At 33.1% G+C, this 22314-nt stretch carries 23 protein-coding genes; 14 read left to right on the top strand and 9 right to left on the bottom strand.

Features of this window, described 5'->3' with window-relative positions; all coding sequences use genetic code 11:
• The first annotated feature begins 348 nt into the window (after positions 1-348).
• From P6733_RS07200 to P6733_RS07190, 3 genes are all read left to right on the top strand, one after another.
• Positions 349-1089 carry a lysophospholipid acyltransferase family protein gene (locus P6733_RS07200; protein WP_306351411.1) on the top strand — a complete coding sequence of 247 codons (741 nt, stop codon included), beginning with the start codon at positions 349-351 and terminating at the stop codon, positions 1087-1089.
• A 5-nt stretch (positions 1090-1094) separates the two neighbouring features.
• Positions 1095-2081: an acyl-ACP desaturase gene (locus P6733_RS07195; protein ID WP_306351409.1), complete on the top strand. Its 987-nt coding sequence runs from the start codon at positions 1095-1097 to the stop codon at positions 2079-2081.
• Positions 2082-2164: 83 nt separating this feature from the next.
• Positions 2165-2821: an HD domain-containing protein gene (locus P6733_RS07190; RefSeq protein ID WP_306351407.1), complete on the top strand. Its 657-nt coding sequence runs from the start codon at positions 2165-2167 to the stop codon at positions 2819-2821.
• A gap of 52 nt (positions 2822-2873) precedes the next feature.
• On the opposite strand, the gene P6733_RS07185 is transcribed toward P6733_RS07190, so the two are convergent.
• The 7 genes from P6733_RS07185 to P6733_RS07155 all read right to left on the bottom strand — a co-directional run bounded on the left by P6733_RS07185 (position 2874) and on the right by P6733_RS07155 (position 10209).
• On the bottom strand, positions 2874-3653 hold the full coding sequence (locus P6733_RS07185; RefSeq protein ID WP_306351405.1) for an enoyl-CoA hydratase/isomerase family protein: 780 nt from the start codon (positions 3651-3653) through the stop codon (positions 2874-2876).
• A 10-nt stretch (positions 3654-3663) separates the two neighbouring features.
• Complete coding sequence (locus P6733_RS07180) at positions 3664-5079, bottom strand: sensor histidine kinase (protein ID WP_306352115.1); 1416 nt, start codon at positions 5077-5079, stop codon at positions 3664-3666.
• A gap of 49 nt (positions 5080-5128) precedes the next feature.
• The gene (locus P6733_RS07175) at positions 5129-5683 is read right to left on the bottom strand and encodes a CopD family protein (protein ID WP_306351403.1); all 555 of its coding nucleotides are present in this window, start codon (positions 5681-5683) and stop codon (positions 5129-5131) included.
• Positions 5684-7027, bottom strand: coding sequence for an MATE family efflux transporter (locus P6733_RS07170; RefSeq protein ID WP_306351401.1), 1344 nt, complete (start codon positions 7025-7027; stop codon positions 5684-5686).
• 7 nt (positions 7028-7034) lie between these two features.
• Positions 7035-8066: a ferrochelatase gene (gene hemH, locus P6733_RS07165; protein ID WP_306351399.1), complete on the bottom strand. Its 1032-nt coding sequence runs from the start codon at positions 8064-8066 to the stop codon at positions 7035-7037.
• Positions 8067-8752: 686 nt separating this feature from the next.
• A complete protein-coding gene (locus P6733_RS07160) occupies positions 8753-9250 on the bottom strand; it encodes a GNAT family N-acetyltransferase (RefSeq protein ID WP_306351397.1) in 498 nt (165 codons plus the stop codon).
• Between the two features lie 86 nt (positions 9251-9336).
• Complete coding sequence (locus P6733_RS07155) at positions 9337-10209, bottom strand: AraC family transcriptional regulator (protein ID WP_306351395.1); 873 nt, start codon at positions 10207-10209, stop codon at positions 9337-9339.
• 229 nt (positions 10210-10438) lie between these two features.
• Here P6733_RS07155 and hemA point away from each other — a divergent pair, with 229 nt between their 5' ends.
• The 10 genes from hemA to P6733_RS07105 are packed head-to-tail and all read left to right on the top strand — an operon-like array spanning position 10439 to position 19570.
• Positions 10439-11698, top strand: coding sequence for a glutamyl-tRNA reductase (hemA, locus tag P6733_RS07150; protein WP_306352113.1), 1260 nt, complete (start codon positions 10439-10441; stop codon positions 11696-11698).
• Positions 11691-12599 (top strand): hydroxymethylbilane synthase, encoded by a 909-nt coding sequence (gene hemC, locus P6733_RS07145; RefSeq protein ID WP_306351393.1) that lies wholly within the window; start codon positions 11691-11693, stop codon positions 12597-12599. The genes hemA and hemC overlap by 8 nt, the downstream gene beginning before the upstream one ends.
• Before the next feature lie 12 nt (positions 12600-12611).
• A complete protein-coding gene (locus P6733_RS07140; RefSeq protein WP_306351391.1) occupies positions 12612-14354 on the top strand; it encodes a TrkH family potassium uptake protein in 1743 nt (580 codons plus the stop codon).
• Between the two features lie 10 nt (positions 14355-14364).
• On the top strand, positions 14365-15051 hold the full coding sequence (locus P6733_RS07135) for a potassium channel family protein (protein ID WP_306351390.1): 687 nt from the start codon (positions 14365-14367) through the stop codon (positions 15049-15051).
• 13 nt (positions 15052-15064) lie between these two features.
• Positions 15065-15730: a uroporphyrinogen-III synthase gene (locus P6733_RS07130; protein WP_306351388.1), complete on the top strand. Its 666-nt coding sequence runs from the start codon at positions 15065-15067 to the stop codon at positions 15728-15730.
• Positions 15731-15773: 43 nt separating this feature from the next.
• Positions 15774-16805: a uroporphyrinogen decarboxylase gene (gene hemE / locus P6733_RS07125; RefSeq protein ID WP_306351386.1), complete on the top strand. Its 1032-nt coding sequence runs from the start codon at positions 15774-15776 to the stop codon at positions 16803-16805.
• Positions 16795-17184, top strand: coding sequence for a hypothetical protein (locus tag P6733_RS07120; protein ID WP_306351384.1), 390 nt, complete (start codon positions 16795-16797; stop codon positions 17182-17184). Before hemE ends, P6733_RS07120 begins: the two co-directional genes overlap by 11 nt.
• Positions 17184-18089 (top strand): oxygen-dependent coproporphyrinogen oxidase, encoded by a 906-nt coding sequence (hemF, locus tag P6733_RS07115; RefSeq protein WP_306351383.1) that lies wholly within the window; start codon positions 17184-17186, stop codon positions 18087-18089. The genes P6733_RS07120 and hemF overlap by 1 nt, the downstream gene beginning before the upstream one ends.
• A 53-nt stretch (positions 18090-18142) precedes the next feature.
• Positions 18143-19114, top strand: a complete 972-nt coding sequence (hemB, locus tag P6733_RS07110; protein WP_306351381.1) for a porphobilinogen synthase — start codon at positions 18143-18145, stop codon at positions 19112-19114.
• Positions 19115-19138: 24 nt separating this feature from the next.
• Complete coding sequence (locus tag P6733_RS07105) at positions 19139-19570, top strand: c-type cytochrome (protein WP_306351379.1); 432 nt, start codon at positions 19139-19141, stop codon at positions 19568-19570.
• Between the two features lie 35 nt (positions 19571-19605).
• Here the strand turns inward: P6733_RS07105 and P6733_RS07100 are convergent, their stop codons facing one another.
• Together P6733_RS07100 and P6733_RS07095 are read right to left on the bottom strand one after the other, a co-directional pair.
• Complete coding sequence (locus tag P6733_RS07100; RefSeq protein WP_306352111.1) at positions 19606-20292, bottom strand: response regulator transcription factor; 687 nt, start codon at positions 20290-20292, stop codon at positions 19606-19608.
• Positions 20293-20298: 6 nt separating this feature from the next.
• Positions 20299-21564, bottom strand: a complete 1266-nt coding sequence (locus tag P6733_RS07095) for a sensor histidine kinase (RefSeq protein WP_306351377.1) — start codon at positions 21562-21564, stop codon at positions 20299-20301.
• A 186-nt stretch (positions 21565-21750) separates the two neighbouring features.
• Here P6733_RS07095 and P6733_RS07090 point away from each other — a divergent pair, with 186 nt between their 5' ends.
• Entirely contained in the window at positions 21751-22152 is a 402-nt protein-coding gene (locus P6733_RS07090) for a DUF1573 domain-containing protein (protein WP_306351375.1), read from the top strand.
• Positions 22153-22314 lie beyond the last annotated feature (162 nt).

Below are 22314 nucleotides of genomic sequence, written 5' to 3'. Positions count from 1 at the left end.
GTAGATTCCTACAAATATACATTTAATACAAATATGGACATCATTTTTTTTACTTTCTCAAGAAATTTATGTTTTTGTTAAGGCTTTCTAATGTTTTAATGAAAATATTAATCAATTTCACAGTTTTAAAACACTTATAGTACTCAAAACCTATTTTCTTCTTTTATTTTTCAAGAATTACCCTTTTTTTATGAATATTCTTCACCTGATAAAGGCCATCCTATTTCCCTTAGTATAACTATTTTAAAAAAAATTATACAATAAATAACAGTATCGCAACCTAAGCACCGATTTTCATTAGAATATTTACAATCGTTTCATTACTTTTGCTAATAATTAATGTTTTTTATGCAGAAATTAATTTCTTATCCAATATCCATAATTTATTACCTGGTTTTCGGGTTATTTTTAGTGATTTTTCATCCTATTCAATGGATTTGTTTTAATGTATTTGGTTATCAAGCGCATAAAAAAAGTGTTGACGTTCTTAATTTTTTTCTAGTTCGCTGTACTCATATTCTAGGTACTACCTATAAAATAGAGAATCGCGATACTATTCCTGAAGGCGTACCGTTAATAATAGTAGCGAATCACCAGAGTTTATACGACATTCCACCTATAATTTGGTTTTTGCGAAAAGTTCATCCAAAATTTATTAGCAAAAAAGAATTAGGTAGTGGTATACCTAGTGTTTCTTATAATCTACGCCATGGAGGTTCTGTCTTAATTGATAGAAAAGATCCGAAACAGGCTTTACCTGTAATTAAGCAAATGGCAGAATACATCGAATTACATAAGCGTTCTGCTGTTATTTTCCCGGAAGGGACAAGAAGCAAAACAGGTGTTCCTAAAAGGTTCTCTGAAAGTGGACTAAAGATACTTTGTAAGTATGCACCATCTGCTTATATAGTACCCATTAGTATTAATAATTCATGGAAAATGTCTAAATGGGGATTTTTTCCATTGGGTTTAGGTAATCGTCTAACGTTTACTATTCAAACGCCATTCCCAATAAAAAATATACCTTTCCCAGATATTTTGGAAAGAACAGAGAATGAAGTAGTTAAAGGTATTAATTTACAACAATAAAAGTTATGTCTATTAAAAACATTCGTCTAGAAGTTATGCAATTTCTAGAAAAGAACGTCGATAGTTTTGTCGATCAGTTCTTAATCCCAGTTGAAAAAATCTGGCAGCCCTCAGATTTCTTACCTAATTCAGAAAGTGAAGAATTTTTTGATGAAGTTAAAGAACTTAGAGAATTGGCTAAAGAATTACCGTATGATTTTTGGGTAACTCTAGTAGGAGATACAATTACTGAAGAAGCACTTCCAACTTATGAATCATGGTTAATGGATGTTGAAGGTATTGATAATGTCGAACGAAATGGCTGGTCAAAATGGATTAGAAACTGGACTGGTGAAGAAAATCGTCATGGAGATTTACTGAATAAATACTTGTATTTATCTGGTCGAGTAAACATGAGAGAAATTGAACAAACGACTCAGCATTTAATCAATGATGGTTTTGATATTGGTACCGGAAGAGATCCATACAAAAACTTCGTTTACACTAGTTTCCAAGAATTAGCTACTTATATTTCTCATAATAGAGTGGCACAATTGGCTAAAAAACACAGCAATAACAATCTTTCTAAGATGTGTAAAATGATTGCTGGAGATGAAATGAGACATCACCATGCTTATAGTGAGTTCGTTCGTCAAATTTTTGCTGTTGATCCAAGTGAAATGATGTTGGCTTTCCAATACATGATGAAACAAAAAATTGTAATGCCTGCTCACTTCTTAAGAGAGTCTGGACAAAAGATAAGTAGTGCTTTCGAACAGTTTTCTGATTCTGCTCAACGCATTGGTGTTTATACTGCTAATGATTATGTTGATATCATGCAGAAATTAAATGTTAAATGGGAAATTGACAAAATGACCAATCTAACGGACGAAGCGGAAAAAGCACGTGATTATTTAATGAAACTTCCAGGTCGTATGGCAAAAATATCTGAACGACTTGTTGTTCCAAAGGAATCACATATTTTCAAGTGGGTTGAACCAGCTGTAAAATAAAACATAAGAAATCCTTTCCTTCACATCGAAAGGATTTTTTTTTCAAACAACATATCGAATCCGTATTCAAAACCTTTATTATTATGTCTCAATCCACACTTATTGACAGAAGTATTGCTTTTGTTAAAGAAAAATTACAGAATGCAGAAGGTGGACACGATTGGTTTCACATTGAACGTGTTTACAAAAATGCCTTATTAATTGCTCAAGAAGAGCATGATATTGATCTTGTTGTCATTCAACTTGGAGCTTTATTACATGATATTGCAGACAGCAAATTTCATAATGGGGATGAAACGGTTGGCCCAAGAGTTGCTCGAGCATTTTTAGAACAAGAAAATACAGCTCCCGAAACTATTGATCATGTCGTGAAAATCATTGAAAACATCTCTTACAAAGGTGGTAATTTTGAGAAAAAATTCAATTCTAAGGAATTAGATATTGTTCAGGATGCTGATCGATTGGATGCTATCGGTGCTATCGGTATTGCTCGTGCTTTTAACTACGGTGGATTCAAAGATCGTGCAATTTACGACCCTAGTATAGAACCTCAACTTAGCATGACCAAGGAAGAATATAAAAAGAGCACTGCTCCCACGATTACTCATTTTTATGAAAAATTGCTTTTACTAAAGGATAAAATGAATACTGAAACTGGAAAGAAAATTGCTTTGGCTAGACATCAATATATGGAAGGTTTCCTCAATCAGTTTTATGCTGAATGGAATGGTGAAAAATAATCCTTTTATAATGTAAAAAAGGCTGTCCGATAATCGTGACAGCCTTTTTTATTTATCCTTTAAATTCTGCTTTTCTTTTCTCTAAGAAAGCTGTTGTTCCTTCTTTAAAATCTTCAGTACCAAAGCATTTTCCAAAGGCTTTAATCTCCATTTTAAATCCGTTTACTCCGTCTTCATAATTTGCATTTACTGCTTCAATAGCTTTTGCAATTGCTACCGGTGAGTTTCTCATTATTTTTGATGCAATTCCTTTACAGAAGTCTAGTAACTCTGCTTGTGGCACTACATGGTTTACTAGTCCGTAACTCTTCGCTTCTTCGGCGTTAATCATTCCCGCTGTCATAATCATTTCCATTGCACGTCCCTTACCAACCAATTGTGGCAATCGTTGTGTTCCTCCATATCCTGGAATCACACCTAGTGAAACTTCTGGTAATCCCATTTTTGCATTGTCTGATGCAATTCTGAAATGTGACGCCATAGCCAATTCTAATCCACCACCTAATGCAAAACCATTTACCGCAGCAATTACAGGTGTAGATAAATTCTGAACTAAGTCAAATAATAATTCTTGTCCTTTTGCTGCCAATTTACCGCCTTCACTTTCAGAAAAATCTGCAAATTCTGCAATATCAGCTCCTGCAACAAAGGCTTTATCTCCACTTCCTGTTACAATAATTACTTTGACTGATCTATCTTCATTCGCTCCTTTAAAAGCATAATGTAGCTCTTCAATTGTAGCTCTATTCAAAGCATTCAATTTAGTAGGACGATTAATTGTAATAATCGCCAAACCGCCTTCTTGTGTTATTAAAATGTTTTCGTAATTCATATATTTTTAATTATTGATTAATAATGGGGAGTTTTACTATAAAAATAGTTCCTTTTCCAAGTTCTGATTCAAATGTAATTGTTCCTTTATAATTTTCGATAATATTTTTTATTATTCCAAGACCTAATCCCATACCACTGGTTTTAGTGGTGAATTTTGGTTCAAAAACAATACTGGCATGGCTTGAATCTATTCCGATACCGTTATCTTCTACTTTAATACAAACATCGTTTTCTTTTCGTTCTACTGTAACATGAATGCTTTTATCCATTTGATGTAATGGAATGGCCTGAATTCCATTCTTAACCAAGTTTGTAATGACACGGATTAATTGCGTACGATCCATGATTGTAATGATTTCTGCTTCATCACTATGAAAATGAATATAATCTTCTGTAAAAATCTCTAAGGCCAATTGCACCACCACTACAACATTCAATGTTTCATTTTGTTGCGCTGGCATCGAAGCAAAATTAGAAAATGCGGATGCTACTGAGCTCATTGTATCAATTTGCTGAATCAATGTTTTCGAATAGTCATTCATTTTTTGTTTTACCTCAGGATCATTCGGATCAAATTTTCGTTGGAAACTCTGAACCGTCAGTCGCATTGGGGTTAAAGGGTTTTTAATCTCATGGGCTACTTGCTTTGCCATTTCCCTCCATGCTTGTTCTCGTTGTCCCTGTGCAAGCTTAACAGCACTCTCTTCCAACTTATCTACCATGCTGTTGTAAGCCGTAATCAAGAGCTTGATTTCCCTGCTGGTTGCTTCTACTTCTATCCTTTCGTTTTTCTTATTCAGTCGCGTTTCAATAATTCGGTCGGAAATATTTTTCAAGGATTGTGTAATATAACTGGATAGGAAATAGGCCATTACGATGGCAAAAAACAACATAAATAAATATACCTGACCTAAGCGTATCAGGAAATTCTTTAATTCTCTTTCATAGAATCCATCATCTTCAATATTAGGAAGATTCAAAATCCCTAATGGTTTGAATTTCACATCTTTGATGTAACTATAGGATGATCTATATTTTTGGCCATCAATAATTCGTAAATCTACATATCGTTTATCCGCAGTGGATTGAATTAATTTCAGAATAAAATTGGAAACTGGAGGTGCAATCGTATCGATTGAAAAAGAGGCTTTGGACGATTTCAACAGCACTCCATTCAAGTCATAGATATTAATTTCAAGGTTATGAATGTTTGATAATTCATAAATTCGATCCTTAAAAATAAGCGGTAAATTCTCTGTTGTTAAAGGGTATGTTGTGGTAGAAAGAATATAATTGATGTGTTCTTTTATCGACGTTTCTTTACGCTCCAGACGTTCTTGTTGGTAATCTTTGGCTTCTTTTCTAAACTGATAAATCGATATGGATGCAATTAAAATAGACGCTATTAACGTAATAAGAATCATCGAGAAGAAGATTCTTACGCGTAATGACACGTGTTTTATTTTAATTTTTTTAAACATCTTTTGAGGCGTTTCGTTCCCTTATTCTTTTATACATTTTGAAACCAAGCATAATAATAATGCAAAAGGCTATAATCCCAATTACACCAAAAATCCAATTAATTGCATTTTTTAAAATTACTAAAAATACTACGGCAAAAAGAATTATCGTCGCTCCTTCATTCCATAATCTAAAGAAATTAGAAGTATGTTTCACTTCGTTTCTTTGTAATTGAAGGAAAATTTGATGGCATTTTCCATGATATAAGAACAGTAGAAACACAAATCCTAGCTTGACCTGCATCCAGTCCTGCTCTAAATAACCTGGCATTAAGTACAATAAAGTAAAAGCAAATATACTGGCTAATACTGCCGATGGCCATGCAATGATATACCATAATCGGTAAGTCATTAACTGGTATTGTTTGATTAGTATTTCTTTTTCTGGAGAGGGTTTCTGCATTGCTTCTGCATGATATACAAACAAACGAACAATATAGAATAAGCCTGCAAACCAGGTGATCACAAAAATCAGGTGAAGCGATTTAATATAATTATAATACTCCATTTATTGCTGTTTAAGTTTTGTATTGATCTCTCTCTTTAAAAATATAGCTGTAATCGTAGTCGATAAAACATCGGCTATGGGAAATGCAACCCATACCCCAAAAATACCGAAATAATTAGGCAAAATCAACACTAATGGAATTAAGAAAAATCCTTGTTTCGTTAAGGTGAGTAATAATGCCGGAATTGCTTTACCGGCTGCCTGAAAATAGGCCGCTCCAATAAGCTGTACCGCAATAACTGGTGATGCCGCAAATACCCAACGTAATGCATCTGGTGTTTCCGCAATAACTAATGGATCTGTTGTAAAAACGGCTACTATGGGTTTTGCTAAAATTAGAATGATAACAAAAATAATGATGGATAAAATACCCGCATATTTAATGGCTATTTTTATACTCTCTACTACTCGGTCATAATTTTTAGCACCATAATTGTATCCTGCAATGGGTAAGAATCCATGTGTTATTCCCAAAATTGGAAATAAAGCAAACATCAACATTCTACTAATAATACCATATACTGCCACTGAATGTTCTCCACCATAAGTATACAGGGTATGATTTAAGATAATTGCCAAAATACTCACAACTCCTTGTCTTGAAAAGGTAACAAAACTTAAGGATGTAATTTCTTTAACAATCGCTGATTTATAAATAAAATGCTTCGCTTGTAGTTTCAGCTCGCTATTTTTTGACATAAAAAACCAGACTACAAAAAGGAAGCACATAAAATAGGATATTGCAGTAGCCAAAGCAGCTCCATACATTCCCCAACCTAAGTGTTTTATAAATATAATATCCAAAGCAATATTTACAATAGCAGGGACAATCATCGCAATCATAGAAAATTTCGCTTTCCCTTCTGCACGAATTACATTGCTTCCCATCATGCTTAATGCTAAAAATGGACCTGCTAATAATATGGGTAGAAAAAATTCATTGGCAGGAGCCATGATATTTCCATTGGCACCAAAGAGCAACAGTACTTCGGTTTTAAAGACCAATCCGATTACTAAAACGATAAGGGACAACACTAATGTCATTAAAACCTGATTCCCAAAGGTATATAATGCTTTTTCTTTGTCATTGGAACCTAATGCTCTTGAGATTATGGAGCTTCCTCCAATACCAACAGCCATTCCTAAAGAGGATATTAAAAATGTAATAGGTAATATTACTGTAACTGCTGCAATCGCCAAGGATCCAATCCATTGACCAACAAAAATAGTATCTACCAAAATATTGACCGACATGAAAAGTATCCCGATAGAAGCAGGTACAGCCTGCCGTATCAAGAGTGTCTTAATATCTTCTGTTTTTAAACTGTTGGAGGAATCAGTCATTAATTATTTATGCATGAACCATTTCGACATGTGCCCAATCATTGATCCAATTGCTAACCGTTTGTACCCACTCATCACTATCATTTAAACAAGGAATCGCCAAAAATTCTTCACCTCCATGTTCTTTAAATTGATGGTTTGCTTCCATTGCTATTTCCTCTAGGGTTTCTAAACAATCTGCTACGAAAGCGGGGGTAACTACTGCCAATTTTTTAATCCCTTGTTTTGGCATTAAATTAATTGACGTATCAGTATAAGGAGTAAGCCACTTATCTCCTGCTAATCTTGATTGGAATGTTTGGCTGTATTTTTCTTTTGGTATATTTAATAACTCTACCACTTGTTTCGTTGTTTCGTAACATTGGTGACGATAGCAAAATTCATGTGCCGGTGATGCCGTTTGACAACAAGATCCATCAATTTTACAATGTGATTTTGTTACATCTGTTTTTCTTACGTGTCTTTCTGGTATTCCATGGTAAGAGAACAACAAATGGTCGTATTCAAAATTTTCCAATGCTTTTTTAATTGAATTGGATAAATCTTTAATATAATCTGGTTTATTGTAGAAAGCAGGCACAATTGTGAATTTCATTTGTGGGAACTGCTTTTTTCTGATTTCTTCTGCTAATACTAAAATCGTCTCTGTAGATGCCATAGCATGTTGTGGATACAATGGAAATAGTAATACTTCTGTCACTCCTTTGTCTGCTAATTCCTGAAGTCCCGATAAAATAGATGGATTACCATATCGCATTGATAATGCTACCGGCACATCTACCTTTTTTTCGACTTTTTCATACATTTTTCTTGATAAAACAATCAATGGCGACCCTTCATCAGTCCAAATTTTCTTGTAAGCTGCTGCGGATTTCTCTGGTCTTTTTCTTAAAATTATCCCTCTCACTAAAAAAGCACGTAATAAATAAGGAACATCTATTACTCTTTCATCCATTAAAAATTCATCCAAATACGGCTTAACATCCTTTGGTTCTGGGCTTTCAGGGGAACCCAAATTTACTAACAATACACCTTTCATTATTGCAATTTATTTTTTTATAAAAGTAACCATTATTTAAAGTTTAGAAAAACAGGAATTTCTTTTTTTATCGATGTTAGTATCAGTAAAATATATACTTCACTATTTTTAGCCTTCTATTAAAACTTCGTTCTCAAAAGTCTACAACATCTCAAATTCTGTTTTTGTTACATAAACCCAAAGATTCCAAAATTAATGGTTTAGCTTTATAATTACTCCCAAAAAACCCTTAAGATTTAATCTAAATTAGCTGAATCTCCCGATTATTACATCGCTCCACATCTTTTATAAACGAAAACCGTCCGCAGGACGCAGACGGTTTGAAAAAATAACAACCACACAACTGAAGTTTCAACGCTTCAGATTCTTTACCTCAATAACTATTTACCATAATATCTATTGAGCGTATTTTTTATTTCCTTTCAAAGGATTATTCAGAAAAGCCTGTAATCAGCACATGAAAATAGAACGCGAGTATAGAGTTATACCGCGTATTTTTCAAGTACAAACATAATACTTCAATGAAAAAAAATGATTACCCTAACTTTATGCTATCATCAAAAAGCATCCCGATATGGTTTCTAATGTTATTAAATTACTCTATAAATGAAAAGAAATAGAATATTGAAAAATAAAAGGAGCACCCAATGGCGCTCCTTATTCATTATCTTGTATTAATCCATTAATTAATATCCAACGACCTTATACTTATAAAATCTTGTATCAACTTTAACCAATGGAAAACTCGATGGTAAATCTCCTTTATTAAGAAGACTAAATCCATTTTTTTCATAAAATCGATGGGCTGCAATAAATTTTTCTGTAGTTCCTAAAAAGAGATCTGAATAGCCTTTTTGATAGGCAAATTCCAATAACGTATCTAATAGGTCTTGACCAACACCATATTCTTTTCCTCTAAAGCCTGCTCCTACAAACATCTTTCTTAAGGCTCCTTGATTTGACCCGATATCCAATAAAGAAATAGTTCCAATTACTACTTCATCGATCGTAGCTACCCAAAAAGCTCCTTTGTCTTTTTGATAAAAGTTTGGAATGTCTTCTAAATCGGGTTGGCCTTCAAGATCTATTCCAATATCAAATTCTTTATTTTGAATTTCTAAAATCAGTTTTATAACATCTTGTTTGTATACCTCAGCATACGATTGAATCTGAATATCGGCCATATTATACTTCTAGTAGCGTTAGTTTTTATTTATAAAATTATCTCTAATATTCCACTGCACCACACACCATCTCATTCATTTTTATTTTAAGTATTCGGATTCAATGCCATCAAATATTTTTTAGGTGTTGTTCCAAATTTCTTTTTAAAGGCAGCAATAAAGTGACTGGATGTACTGTATCCAATTCTTAACCCCACCTCATTCACATTATAGGATCCAGAATCCAACATCCTTCTTGCATATTCCATTTTATAATCGAATAAAAAACTGTAAACAGAATCACCATATATTTGCTTAAAGCCCATTTTTAGCTTTTTCAAATTAATACCTACCTCATCTGCCAACTGTTGTAACCCTGGTGGCTCAGCCATATTTGCAATTACAATATCTTTTGCTTTTCTGATTTTCAATACATTCTCTTCATCGACCAAAAATGGACATTGCTCTGCATTTGAATCTTCCGTTCGGTTAAAGTACAAACTTAATAACTCATATCCTTTACCTTTATAATAAAGATTTTTTATTGAGGGATGCATATTGAAATTAAACAACTGATTTAATACTATTGACATGGAAGGGCTAATTTTTGCGTCATTATAGTATTTCTTATCCTTATTGTCTTCACTTAAAAAAGTGATATAATCTGCTTCGTTAGAAAACAGGGCATGGAATTTTTTTATTGAGATCAAAACAGAAATCATCCAGGAACTTGGAGCTACTTCTAAATGTACCGGAAGTTCTTTCTGTGGATTATACAACAGGAGTGACATTTCTTCTTTTAGCTCTAAAGCATAACGCCCTTGATTAAATATAAATTTAGCTTTTCCCTTTATTCCAAAGTGAAATTGAATCAATCCACTGTTTACCTCACGTTCAAAATGTAGGGTTTCATTTCCATCGTTTTGAAAGCGAATCAGGATAAAATCTTCTTCAATTTTTATTTCTTCTTGAGAACTCATAGCGGTATTTTTTATTTACTATTTTCCAAAAAAACACATTGTTTTATTTAGAATGATTCCAAACAAGATGTTTCTAAAGAGTTGATTTCAGTACAAATTTACAAGAAAAGGAATGATTAAACTCTTTTTATTCAAAAATATCTCAGAGCGACACAAAAAGTCCTTTGAGCGTTACTTTAGTAAAACCTATAGTGATAATTTTGTTGAACTTTTAGGAAAAGTATATTATATGGAGAATCATAACTTATCAAAGCATCAATACTTCTATGCCGTTGGATTGAGTTACAAAAAAGCGGATGCTGAGATTAGAGGAAAATTTAGCTTGAATGAACAAGCTAAAATACAGCTATTAGAACAAGCTAAAAATGAAGGTGTCGATGCGTTAATCGTAACTTCTACCTGCAACAGAACTGAAATATACGGTTTTGCACAACACCCATTTCAATTAATTAAATTGTTGTGTGAAAACAGTCAAGGATCTATTGAAGACTTTCAAAAGGTAGCTTATGTTTATAAAAATCATGAAGCTATCAATCATATGTTTAGAGTGGGTACTGGTTTGGACAGTCAAATTCTAGGTGATTTTGAAATTATTAGTCAAATTAAAAACAGTTTTATTGAATCTAAAGCAGTAGGCGTTACCAATACTTTTATTGAGCGTCTTGTAAATGCTGTAATTCAAGCTAGCAAAAAAGTTAAAAATGAAACGGAAATTAGCTCTGGTGCTACCTCTGTTTCTTTTGCCTCAGTACAATACATTTTAAACAATGTTGAGGATATAAAAAACAAAAACATTCTATTGTTTGGAACGGGTAAAATAGGTCGTAATACTTGTGAAAACCTTGTAAAACATACGAAGAATGATCAAATCACTTTAATCAACAGAACAAAAAACAAGGCAGAAAAAATTGCCGGTAAATTTGATTTGATGGTTAAAGATTATGATGAACTTCCTTTAGAAATTAAAAAAGCTGACGTCATGGTAGTGGCTACTGGTGCACAAACACCTACAATTGACCAAGATATTTTAGCTTTAAATAAGCCTTTACTAATTCTGGATCTTTCAATCCCAAAAAACGTTCACGAAAACGTTAAGAATGTAGAAGGGGTTACTTTAATTCACTTGGATCATTTGGCTCAAATGACCGATGAAACTTTAGAAAACAGAAAAAAACACATTCCCGCAGCAGAAGCTATCATTGATGAAATCAAAGAAGAATTTGTAACTTGGATGAATGGAAGAAAATTTGCTCCTACAATACATGCTTTGAAGGAAAAACTAAACATTATCAAAGATTCTGAATTAAATTTTCAACGCAAAAAAATCTCTAACTTTGACGAAGAACAGGCAGAGATTATTAGCAATAGAATTATTCAGAAAATCACCACTCATTTTGCTAATCATTTAAAAGATAGCGATACAATGGTGGATGAAAGTATACAATGGATAGAAAAAGTATTCCAAATTGAAGCAGCAAGGAATGAATAACATTATACGTATTGGTACTCGTGATAGCCAATTAGCTTTATGGCAGGCTCATACAGTTGAAAAAAAATTAAACGATTTAGGATATAAAACAGAAGTTATTGCCGTAAAATCTACTGGTGATATTATCTTGGATAAGCCTTTGTATGAATTTGGAATTACTGGAATTTTCACTAAGACTTTAGATGTTTCCATGATTCAGGGTAATATTGATATTGCAGTGCATTCTATGAAAGATGTTCCTACTGCATTACCTATTGGTATTGTACAGGCAGCCGTATTAGAACGTGCTAGTGTTCTTGATATTTTAGTCCATAAAGGCAAACTTGATTTTCTTCATGACACTGGTATTATAGCAACAAGTAGCTTACGAAGAAAAGCCCAATGGTTACATCAATATCCAACACATCAGGCTGTTGATTTGCGTGGTAATGTAAATACTCGTTTACAAAAATTAGCCGATAGTGATTGGAGTGGTGCAATATTTGCCGCTGCAGGATTAGAGCGCATTGACTTAAAACCTGAAAATTATATTGATTTGGATTGGATGATTCCAGCTCCTGCTCAAGGCGCCATGATGGTGGTTGCTATGGAGAACAATCCTTATTGTAGAGAAGCTTTAGCACAGCTTAATCATAAAGAAACTGAAATCTGTACACATATTGAACGTGAATTCTTAAAAACGCTTGAAGGGGGATGTACGGCTCCAATAGGAGCAATTGCTACTGTTGAAGATAATACGATATTATTAAAAGCAGGTCTTTTTTCTATTGATGGAAAAGAAAAAATTTACATTGAGAAAGAGACATTAATCAGTAACTATAAGGATTTTGGAAAGAATGCTGCTCTTGAAGTTTTAAAAAATGGCGGTGATAAAATTATGCAAGCGCTGAGAACCGTATAATAACAAACTGCGATGAAAAAAGAATCTATATTGAATGCTTTTTATCGATTCTTCGATGTATTGCTACTCCTCTTTCTTGTTTTTGATTTTGGATATAATGTTAATGATTCTTATAAATCTCATAAAATAATTGGACTTATTGTCCTTACCGTTATTCTTCTTGGTTTTAATCTCATTAAATATTTTTTCTATAAAACAAAACATAAGAAGCGCATCACGCTCGGTAACATTGTAATCGTTGGGACTTTACTTTTTGTTTCCGGAATTGTTGCTCTCGTGAATAAAGATTCTTATTATCTATACACATTACAGTCAATAAAACCAATCCTTGAAGGTGGATTACTATTCTATTTTCTCCTTCGTTTGATGGTTATTGTACGGTATATTTATGCATTATATTACAATCCTGCGATTATGTTTGTGGGCAGTTTTTTTGTCATTACACTTTCTGGAGCATTCTTATTACTGCTGCCTAAAGCAACAACACATAGTATAACTTTTACAGATGCATTATTCACCGCAACGAGTGCCGTGTGTGTAACTGGCCTAAATGTATTGAATACTGCCAATGATTTTACTATTATAGGACAAACGATAATTTTAATTTTAATCCAATTGGGTGGTTTAGGGATATTGACTTTCACTTCTTTTTTTGCTTTCTTTTTCAAAGGGAGCTCCTCTTTCAAAGAAGGTCTGAATGTAAAGGATTTCATTGCATCAGATAGTATGAAAGATGTTCTAAAAACAGCAATGAATGTTGTCACCTTCACTTTAAGTGTTGAGCTTATTGGTGCAATATTTATTTACTATACAACGGATCATATTACATTAATCTCGGATAAGATTTTCTTTTCTATATTTCATTCTGTTTCTGCTTTTTGTAATGCTGGATTTTCAACGTTTTCAGATAATTTACATGAAGAAAGTGTACGCTTTGACTATGGTTTACAATGGATTATTATGAGCTTGATTGTCTTTGGAGGTTTGGGCTACAATATTGCTTATAATTTTTATGAATCCATCAAAAGACGTTGTATGAAAATCATGCATCTCAAACCACTAGAAATCAGAGAGCGCATTATTACATTGAATACTAAAATCATCATTTACACTACTATAATCCTATTAGTGTCAGGTTTTATTGTAATGTACATTGGAGAATATAATCATACCTTAGTAGAACATACTACGCTATTTGGAAAAATAACAACAGCTGCATTTAATTCTGTTACTCCGAGAACGGCTGGTTTTGGAACCGTTAATTTTCAAGAAATGGCGGCCCCATCTATCTTATTCATGATTTTCCTAATGTGGGTAGGAGCTTCTCCTGCTTCAACTGGAGGTGGTATAAAAACAAGCACGTTTGCACTAGCAACCCTAAATATTTTTGCAGTAGCAAGAGGTAAAAATAAAATTGAAATCGGCGGTCGACAAATCTCAAGTGAATCTACAAAAAGAGCTTTTGCTATTATTTGTATTTCCTTAATTGTAATTGGTTCTGCTATTATGATGTTATTGGTTTTTGAACCAGAAGGAACAGATTTATTAACGGTTGCTTTTGAATGCTTTTCAGCCTATAGCACCGTTGGATTAAGTATGAACTTTACCCCGCTTATGACAGAACCAAGCAAATACACTATTATTATTGTAATGTTTGTCGGTCGTATTGGGATGCTGAATTTAATGATTGGTTTAATGCGTCAAATGAACCATCAATTTTATCAGTATCCAAAAGAAAATATATTAATTAACTAATCCTGATACAATGAAAATAATCGTTTTTGGTTTAGGAAATTTCGGTATGTCATTGGCATTGAGCTTGACAGAAACTGGTAATGAAGTAATCGGAATTGATAAAAAAATCGACAAAATTAATCTTGTTAAAGATAAAATTTCGCATGCTATTTGCCTTGATTCCACAAATGAACTGGCTTATGAAGCTTTACCTTTAAAGGATGCTGAAATTATTGTTGTGGCTATTGGAGAAAATGAAGGTGCTGCTATTATTACCACTGCCATCATCAAGAAATTAACAAATGCGAAAATCATTAGCCGTGCTTTATCTCCTATCCACGATACCGTACTGGAAGCAATGGGTATTTTTGATATTGTACATCCAGAACAGGAATCAGCAGATCGATTGACGAGACAAATTAATTTTAAAAAGTCGTTGTCAAATTATCAATTGGATAATAATTACACGATTACAGAATTAGTTGTAAAAGATGAATTTGTAGGTCGTACCATTCATGAGTTGGATACGATTAATGAGTATCGATTAAATGTGATTACGATTATCCGAAAAAGTGAAAAAACTAATTTATTAGGAAAAAAATCAATTGTTAAAAAGTCGCTTGGTGTTCCCTTTCCTGATACAGTACTAGAGAAGGGTGATATATTGGTTGTTTTTGGAGAAAACAAAAACATTTCTAACTATTGTAGTAAAGAATAAGAACAGAATAAGCATGAGAATTTTATCTACTAAAAAACTAAAGTCTAATCAGAAGCAATTTTTGCTGAATGCTGGTCTTACTGTTATTGAAGCAGATTTCATCCTCACAACAGCCGTTCCTTTTGAAATTGACATAACCCACGATTATCTGCTGTTTACCAGTCAAAATGCGGTGGAAAGTGTCTTACAAAATGGGCGATTTGAAACATTAAAGGATAAAAGTTGCTTTTGCGTAGGCATTAAAACAAAGGATTTACTAGAAAGATTAGGTTTTCAGGTCATTGAGTTTACAGATTATGCTTCAGAATTAGCCGCTGTAATTGTAAAAAAATATCCAACCTCAACCTTTACCTTTTTTTCAGGAAATATTCGGAGAGATACATTACCTGAAGCTTTACGCAATGGTAATATTACGTTCAATGAAATAACAGTGTATGAAACACACTTAACGTCTCATAAAATAACTCCGTCCCTTGATGGTATACTGTTTTACAGTCCCTCGGGAATTGATAGTTATTTGAAAGAAAATCAGATTACAAATGAAATGTGTATCTGCATTGGTACAACCACTGCATCTGCACTAGAAGGAATAACAGAAAATATAGTACTTGCTAATCAACCTACCGTTGAAAACGTAATTATACAAACACTAAAATATTTTAATAAAAACGTTGATTAGAAGCCGGGATTACTCCTTCTAATTAATCCATTAACAGAGAAAGATGATAAAGAACGATTTATTTTTGAAAGCCCTAAAAGGGGAAACTGTCGAAAGACCACCAGTATGGATGATGCGTCAAGCGGGAAGATATTTACCTGAATTTAGAGCTTTACGTGATAAATATGATTTTTTCACACGTTGCAGAACTCCTGAACTGGCTACAGAAATTACAGTACAACCTATTCGTATTATACAACCTGATGCTGCTATTTTATTTTCTGATATTTTGGTAATCCCACAAGCAATGGGAATTGATGTAGAAATGAAAGAAAATGTAGGACCGTGGTTACCCAATCCAATCCGTACAATTCAAGATGTAGAACGTGTTATCGTTCCAGACATACACGAAACATTAGGTTATGTAATGGAGGCTATCAAAATGACCAAACAAGAGTTAAATGATGAAGTTCCTCTAATTGGTTTTGCTGGTTCTCCATGGACTATCTTTTGTTACGCTGTAGAAGGAAAAGGATCAAAAAGCTTTGATATGGCAAAAGGATTCTGTTTTTCACAACCAGAAGCTGCACATGTATTACTACAAAAAATCACAGATACAACTATTGCTTATTTAAAAGAAAAAGTAATTGCTGGAGTAAATGCGGTTCAGATTTTTGATAGTTGGGGTGGTATGTTATCTCCTGTTGATTATCAAGAATTCTCTTGGTATTACATGAATCAGATCGTAGAAGCACTAGCTCCTGTAACTCCTGTAATTGTTTTTGGAAAAGGATGTTGGTTTGCTTTAAATGAAATGGCACAAAGTAAAGCTTCTGCTTTAGGAATAGATTGGACTTGTTCTCCTCGTAATGCGCGTTATTTAACAGGCGGAAACATTACACTACAAGGTAACTTTGATCCATCAAGATTGCTTTCTCCTCCTGCAACCATTAAAAAAATGGTACATCAAATGATTAATGAATTTGGAAAAGACCAATATATTGTCAATCTAGGACATGGCATTTTACCTAATATTCCGGTAGATCACGCCAGAGCTTTCGTTGATGCTGTAAAAGAATACAACCATGTTAAATAAGGGATTAAGAGACGAAGAAAACGAAAAGATCAATAATGTTCTAGCAACATTGATTTCTATTGTTTTTGTTCCAGATTTATGGAGTGAAGAGGATCGAAAAAATATCGAAAAACAACTGGCTGCCTTGAATTTAACAATGCAAAACCTGGTTGATTTTGATGTAAACGCTTTAACCAATCACTTAAGTCCGTTTCAACTGGACTGGAAAAATCAAGAATATTTTGCTGATTTCCTAGTCGGTCTTTCTGGCAAAATTCAAGATCAAAAGACGTCTTTATTAGAGAAATCAATTGGGTATTATACCTATATCCAAGATGAGAGTAAAACCTTTTCTTTTGACATTTTTAATAAAATCAATGCTGCAAAAGCAAAATTATAATGAAAGAGCAATTTTATAAATACATTCAAAATCTTCAGGATATCATTACAGCTGGTTTAGAAGCTGCAGACGGTCAGGCAAAATTCCAAGAGGATTTGTGGGAACGTGCAGAAGGTGGTGGCGGAAGAACTCGTGTTATCGAAAATGGAGCTGTTTTTGAAAAAGGCGGCGTCAATATTTCTGCTGTACATGGTGAGCTTCCTAAAGCGATGCAAAGCTACTTCAATGTAGATGATGTTGATTTTTTTGCTTGTGGATTAAGCTTGGTTATTCATCCAAAAAGTCCATTTGTACCCACAGTTCATGCAAACTGGCGTTATTTTGAAATGTATGATAAAGAAGGTAATATTGTCCAACAATGGTTTGGTGGTGGACAAGATTTAACGCCCTATTACTTGTTTGAAGAAGATGCTACCCATTTTCATCAAACTTGCAAGAATGCTTGCGACAAACATAATCCAGAATTTTATTCCACATTTAAAAAACAGTGTGATGAATATTTCTGGAATGCACACCGTGAAGAAGCTCGTGGTGTAGGTGGTTTATTTTTTGACCACTGTAAAGCAACCGAAACCATGTCTATGGAAGATTGGTATAACTTCGTTACAGAGGTTGGAAACAGTTTTCTAGAGGCTTATGTTCCTATTGTAGAAAAGAGAAAAGAGATTTCTTTTACTCCTGAAAACAGAACATGGCAAGAAATTCGTCGTGGTCGTTACGTTGAATTCAATCTTGTACACGACAAAGGCACTCTTTTTGGATTAAAAACCAATGGTCGCATTGAAAGTATTCTAATGAGCTTACCTCCCCATGTACAGTGGGTTTACGATCATCATCCTGAAAAAGACAGCGTTGAAGAAAAATTAATAAACGTTTTAAAAAATCCAATCAACTGGATCGCTTAAAATCACAATAAAATTCCATAACTGAATTATTAAGTTTCTAATAAATATTAGATATGTACCCATTAAGAAGAAATAGAAGATTAAGAACCAATGATGCAATTCGTTCATTAGTTCGTGAAACAATCATCACACCAAATGATTTTGTTGCTCCATTATTTGTTGTCGAAGGTAAAAGCATTAAAGAGGAAATTCCATCTATGCCAAACTATTTTCGTTTAAGTTTGGACAACCTAGAGAAAGAAGTAAAAGAATTGTGGAAACTTGGAATCAAATCGGTTTTACTTTTTGTAAAAGTTCCAGATAACTTAAAAGATAATAAAGGCACTGAGGCCATTAATCCAAATGGATTAATGCAACGTGCTGTTAAAACGGTTAAGAATGCTATTCCAGACATGCTTATTATGACAGATGTAGCTTTAGATCCTTATTCTTCTTACGGTCATGATGGTATTGTAGAGAATGGTATTATTCTAAATGATGAAAGCGTAGCGGTATTGGCAGAAATGAGTGTTTCACATGCCTTAGCTGGCGCAGATGTTGTTGCTCCAAGTGATATGATGGATGGTCGTATTCTAGAAATTCGTGAGGCTTTGGAGGATGAAGGTCTTATCAATACTGCAATCATGAGTTATAGTGCTAAATATGCTTCTGCTTTTTACGGTCCTTTCCGTGATGCATTAGATTCTGCTCCAGGTTTTGGTGATAAAAAAACATACCAAATGGATTTTGGTAATCGTATTGAAGCCATTCGTGAAACTCAAATGGATATTGATGAGGGAGCAGATATCGTTATGGTTAAACCAGGATTATGCTATCTTGACATTGTTCGTGAAATCAAAAATGATGTTGATGTTCCTGTTGCTGTTTATCAAGTAAGTGGTGAATACGCAATGGTTAAAGCTGCTGCCGAAAGAGGTTGGTTAGATCATGATGCAGTTATGATGGAACAATTAATCGCCTTCAAACGTGCAGGTGCTGATATTATAGCTACTTATTTTGCTAAAGATGCAGCCAAATTATTTTAATACACATTATTCCCTATAATAAACATGAAGTCTTTTTTCAAAATTTCGCCTTTATTCCTTTTGTTTCTTTTTTCAAATTGTAAAAAAGAAACCCCTGAAAAGGAAAGTTTATATCCCGAAACTGTTACGGAACAAAGTGAACAGCCAACAACATCGACTCCAACAGATGCTGCCTTCCCATTAGCGAATAAAGGGAAAGAAATCTTTGAAGGAAAAGGTAATTGTGTCGCTTGTCATTTAACCGACAAAACAGTAATCGGCCCAAGTATAGTCGAAATTGCAAAGATTTATAAAGACAAAAAAGGAAATATTCCTGCTTTCCTAAAAGGAGACGGTGAGCCTATTGTAAAGCCTGAGCAGTATGAAATTATGAAAACTAATTTTGCTATTACAAAAATGATGTCTGATGAAGAATTACAGGCATTGTCTGATTATATGTATAGTCAATTGAAATAATACTTTACAAAAAAGGCTTCAATATGAAGCCTTTTTTATTGTTCTATAACCAGTTTAAAACCTATTCTTGGGATGTTTTCAATACGTACGTTTTCTTCTTCTTTGAGTACTTTACGCAAACGGGATATAAAAACATCTAAACTTCTACCCATAAAATAATCATCGTCTCCCCACAGTGCTGTGAGAATTTTTTCTCTTTTTAGTACACTATTTTTATTGTCTAAAAATAATTTTAGTAAGGCTGATTCCCGCTCTGTTAAGTTGATTTTGATATTTTCTTTTGTCAAAGAATAATCATTGGGATAAAAATGAAATCCTCCTATTGTATAATCATTTTGTGGTTTTACTATGGCTTTCTTAGTCCGTTTTAAGAATACTTCAATTTTTAAAACCAATTCTTCTAAACTAAAGGGTTTCACCAAATAATCATCGGCTCCTAACCGTAATCCTCGTATTCGGTCTTCTTTCAAGGTTTTTGCTGAAAGAAAAAGAATCGGAATTTCACTATTTTCTTCTCGAATTGCTTCTGCTATTTCAAATCCATCTTTTTTTGGAAGCATTACATCGAGAATACATAAATCAAAATTGTCTTTATGGAAATTTTCAAGAGCAACACGACCATCTGAATAATGGGATATATCGTAAAATTGCTCTAAATAATCCGTCGTTAAAAAAGCTAATGTTACATCGTCTTCAACATAAAATATTTTGCTTTTCTGTATCATTATTTATTTTTTTGGAATGGCTAAAGTTACTGTAATCCCTTTATTTGGCTGATTATTTTTAATACTAATTTTCCAATGGTGTAAGTCGGCTATTTTTTTTACATAAAACAATCCCAATCCAAAACCGCCTACTTCGTTTCTTTTTGCATTGGATATACGATAGAATTTATCAAAAATAACGCTTATTTCAGATGGTTCTACTCCTATTCCATTATCTATGCATTCAATACATATTGATTTATCGTTTTCCCTAATTTTAATATTTATTTCTGGGGAGTTATCATTGTATTTTATCGCATTATCAATCAGATTATAAAGCACATTCGAGAAATGAAATTCATCTGCTTCTATCCAATAACTGTCTTTATCACAATCTAAATTTACCGTTACTTCATTCTTATACTTCAATAGAATATTATCACGAACGGCAGCAATTGCTTCAAGCATATCGAACTTCTTCTTTTCCAATGTCATCGTATGTGAATCGCTTTTGGCAATATTCAATACTTTTTCTATATGTTGATTGAGTTTATTACTTTGATCTACAATAATCTGGTTGTATTGACTCAGTTTTGGATTTTTCAAAATCTCCTCTTGTTTCCCTACATAATTGGATGCTATTAGAATGGAAGTAAGTGGTGTTTTGAATTCATGGGTCATGTTATTGATGAAATCATTCTGCAATTCCGTGTATTTTTTCTGTTTTAGCAACAAAATAACAGAGTACACATAAATAATCAATACCAAAACCAAAATCCCTGTATAGGCCCACCATTGCTGTAAGGAACTAATATAATTGTACTTTAATTCTGGGAAACGGATGGCGAAATAATATACTAGATCAGCTTTTTTAGAAAAGCATTTCTGGCATTTTTTAGCTTGATCATCGGAAGCCGAAATATAGTTTCCATAAACCATTTCATCCGAAGCACAATTGTACATCGCATATTCAAAATCAATATTGAGTTTTACTTTCTGAAATTCATTTTTCAAATAAAACTCTAATACTTCTGCTTCAAAAACATTGTCTACATTAACAATATAGTAATCATCCGAAATTTTCCGAATTGGATTTGATATTGGTGATTCTGTTTTATTATCTCTGTTGATCTTATTAACAACATCTTGTAAGGCAAAATGGATTTTTTCTCCAAATTCTTTTTTCTCAAAAACATAGGCTTGGTTGAGCATTACTAATTGCATGGAGAGAACCCCAACAATTGCAAGCAATCCAATGAAGATGATAATATTTAATCGATTAATTCTCAAGGTATACTTCTTAATTTAAGCCCGATATTACTATAATTATTGTGATGAAACAACCTGTTAACAAGTCATTAACAATTCTTACAAACTACTTAACAACTTCCTTCTTAAATGCGGGATATATTTGTCTTGTTCATTTTTAGTGAGCACATCAACAAACCATTTAATTAACCAAAAAATCCCATTTTTATGAAAACATTAAAATTATCTTTATTAACAGTTCTAGGTTCATTCTTATTAATGTCATTCTCAACTGCAACTAATTCTATTTCTGAATCTTTGTTGGCTGCTGTAGGAATTACATGGAAGGCTGAAGCTCATGATTTTGGTGATATCAAAAAAGGAACACCAGTTTCTCATGATTTCACATTCAAAAACACAACAGATCAAACTGTATTAATCACAAATGTAAAAGCTTCTTGTGGATGTACAGCTACAAACTACACTAAAACACCAGTTAAACCAGGAGAATCTGCAAGTGTAACAGCTACTTATAATGCTGCTGCTCCAGGTGCTTTCAATAAAACAGTAACTGTTACTACTAATACTGAGACTAAAGTACTTACTATTAAGGGTAAAGTTATTGAATAACATTTTATACTACTTTATTAAATGAAACCATCCATCGGATGGTTTTTTTTATGTTTAACCCGGAGTTCTTATTTTATCTTTTTCAATAATTTTAGTATATTTAAAATATTTCATTTTTAAGACTCCTTTAGGAATTACAACAAGTCTCTTTGCACCTCAATG

The sequence above is a fragment of the Flavobacterium aerium genome (assembly GCF_030766725.1).
GTDB classification, from domain to species: Bacteria; Bacteroidota; Bacteroidia; order Flavobacteriales; family Flavobacteriaceae; genus Flavobacterium; species Flavobacterium aerium.
The sequence above is the reverse complement of the archived record's forward strand: the minus strand, read 5'-3'. Positions and strand labels throughout refer to the sequence as shown.

Coding starts and splice junctions, on each gene's coding strand:
- P6733_RS07200 (WP_306351411.1), top strand. CDS start 349: ATGCAGAAATTAATTTCTTATCCAATATCCATAATTTATTACCTGGTT.
- P6733_RS07195 (WP_306351409.1), top strand. CDS start 1,095: ATGTCTATTAAAAACATTCGTCTAGAAGTTATGCAATTTCTAGAAAAG.
- P6733_RS07190 (WP_306351407.1), top strand. CDS start 2,165: ATGTCTCAATCCACACTTATTGACAGAAGTATTGCTTTTGTTAAAGAA.
- P6733_RS07185 (WP_306351405.1), bottom strand. CDS start 3,653: ATGAATTACGAAAACATTTTAATAACACAAGAAGGCGGTTTGGCGATT.
- P6733_RS07180 (WP_306352115.1), bottom strand. CDS start 5,079: ATGATTCTTATTACGTTAATAGCGTCTATTTTAATTGCATCCATATCG.
- P6733_RS07175 (WP_306351403.1), bottom strand. CDS start 5,683: ATGGAGTATTATAATTATATTAAATCGCTTCACCTGATTTTTGTGATC.
- P6733_RS07170 (WP_306351401.1), bottom strand. CDS start 7,027: ATGACTGATTCCTCCAACAGTTTAAAAACAGAAGATATTAAGACACTC.
- hemH (WP_306351399.1), bottom strand. CDS start 8,066: ATGAAAGGTGTATTGTTAGTAAATTTGGGTTCCCCTGAAAGCCCAGAA.
- P6733_RS07160 (WP_306351397.1), bottom strand. CDS start 9,250: ATGGCCGATATTCAGATTCAATCGTATGCTGAGGTATACAAACAAGAT.
- P6733_RS07155 (WP_306351395.1), bottom strand. CDS start 10,209: ATGAGTTCTCAAGAAGAAATAAAAATTGAAGAAGATTTTATCCTGATT.
- hemA (WP_306352113.1), top strand. CDS start 10,439: ATGGAGAATCATAACTTATCAAAGCATCAATACTTCTATGCCGTTGGA.
- hemC (WP_306351393.1), top strand. CDS start 11,691: ATGAATAACATTATACGTATTGGTACTCGTGATAGCCAATTAGCTTTA.
- P6733_RS07140 (WP_306351391.1), top strand. CDS start 12,612: ATGAAAAAAGAATCTATATTGAATGCTTTTTATCGATTCTTCGATGTA.
- P6733_RS07135 (WP_306351390.1), top strand. CDS start 14,365: ATGAAAATAATCGTTTTTGGTTTAGGAAATTTCGGTATGTCATTGGCA.
- P6733_RS07130 (WP_306351388.1), top strand. CDS start 15,065: ATGAGAATTTTATCTACTAAAAAACTAAAGTCTAATCAGAAGCAATTT.
- hemE (WP_306351386.1), top strand. CDS start 15,774: ATGATAAAGAACGATTTATTTTTGAAAGCCCTAAAAGGGGAAACTGTC.
- P6733_RS07120 (WP_306351384.1), top strand. CDS start 16,795: ATGTTAAATAAGGGATTAAGAGACGAAGAAAACGAAAAGATCAATAAT.
- hemF (WP_306351383.1), top strand. CDS start 17,184: ATGAAAGAGCAATTTTATAAATACATTCAAAATCTTCAGGATATCATT.
- hemB (WP_306351381.1), top strand. CDS start 18,143: ATGTACCCATTAAGAAGAAATAGAAGATTAAGAACCAATGATGCAATT.
- P6733_RS07105 (WP_306351379.1), top strand. CDS start 19,139: ATGAAGTCTTTTTTCAAAATTTCGCCTTTATTCCTTTTGTTTCTTTTT.
- P6733_RS07090 (WP_306351375.1), top strand. CDS start 21,751: ATGAAAACATTAAAATTATCTTTATTAACAGTTCTAGGTTCATTCTTA.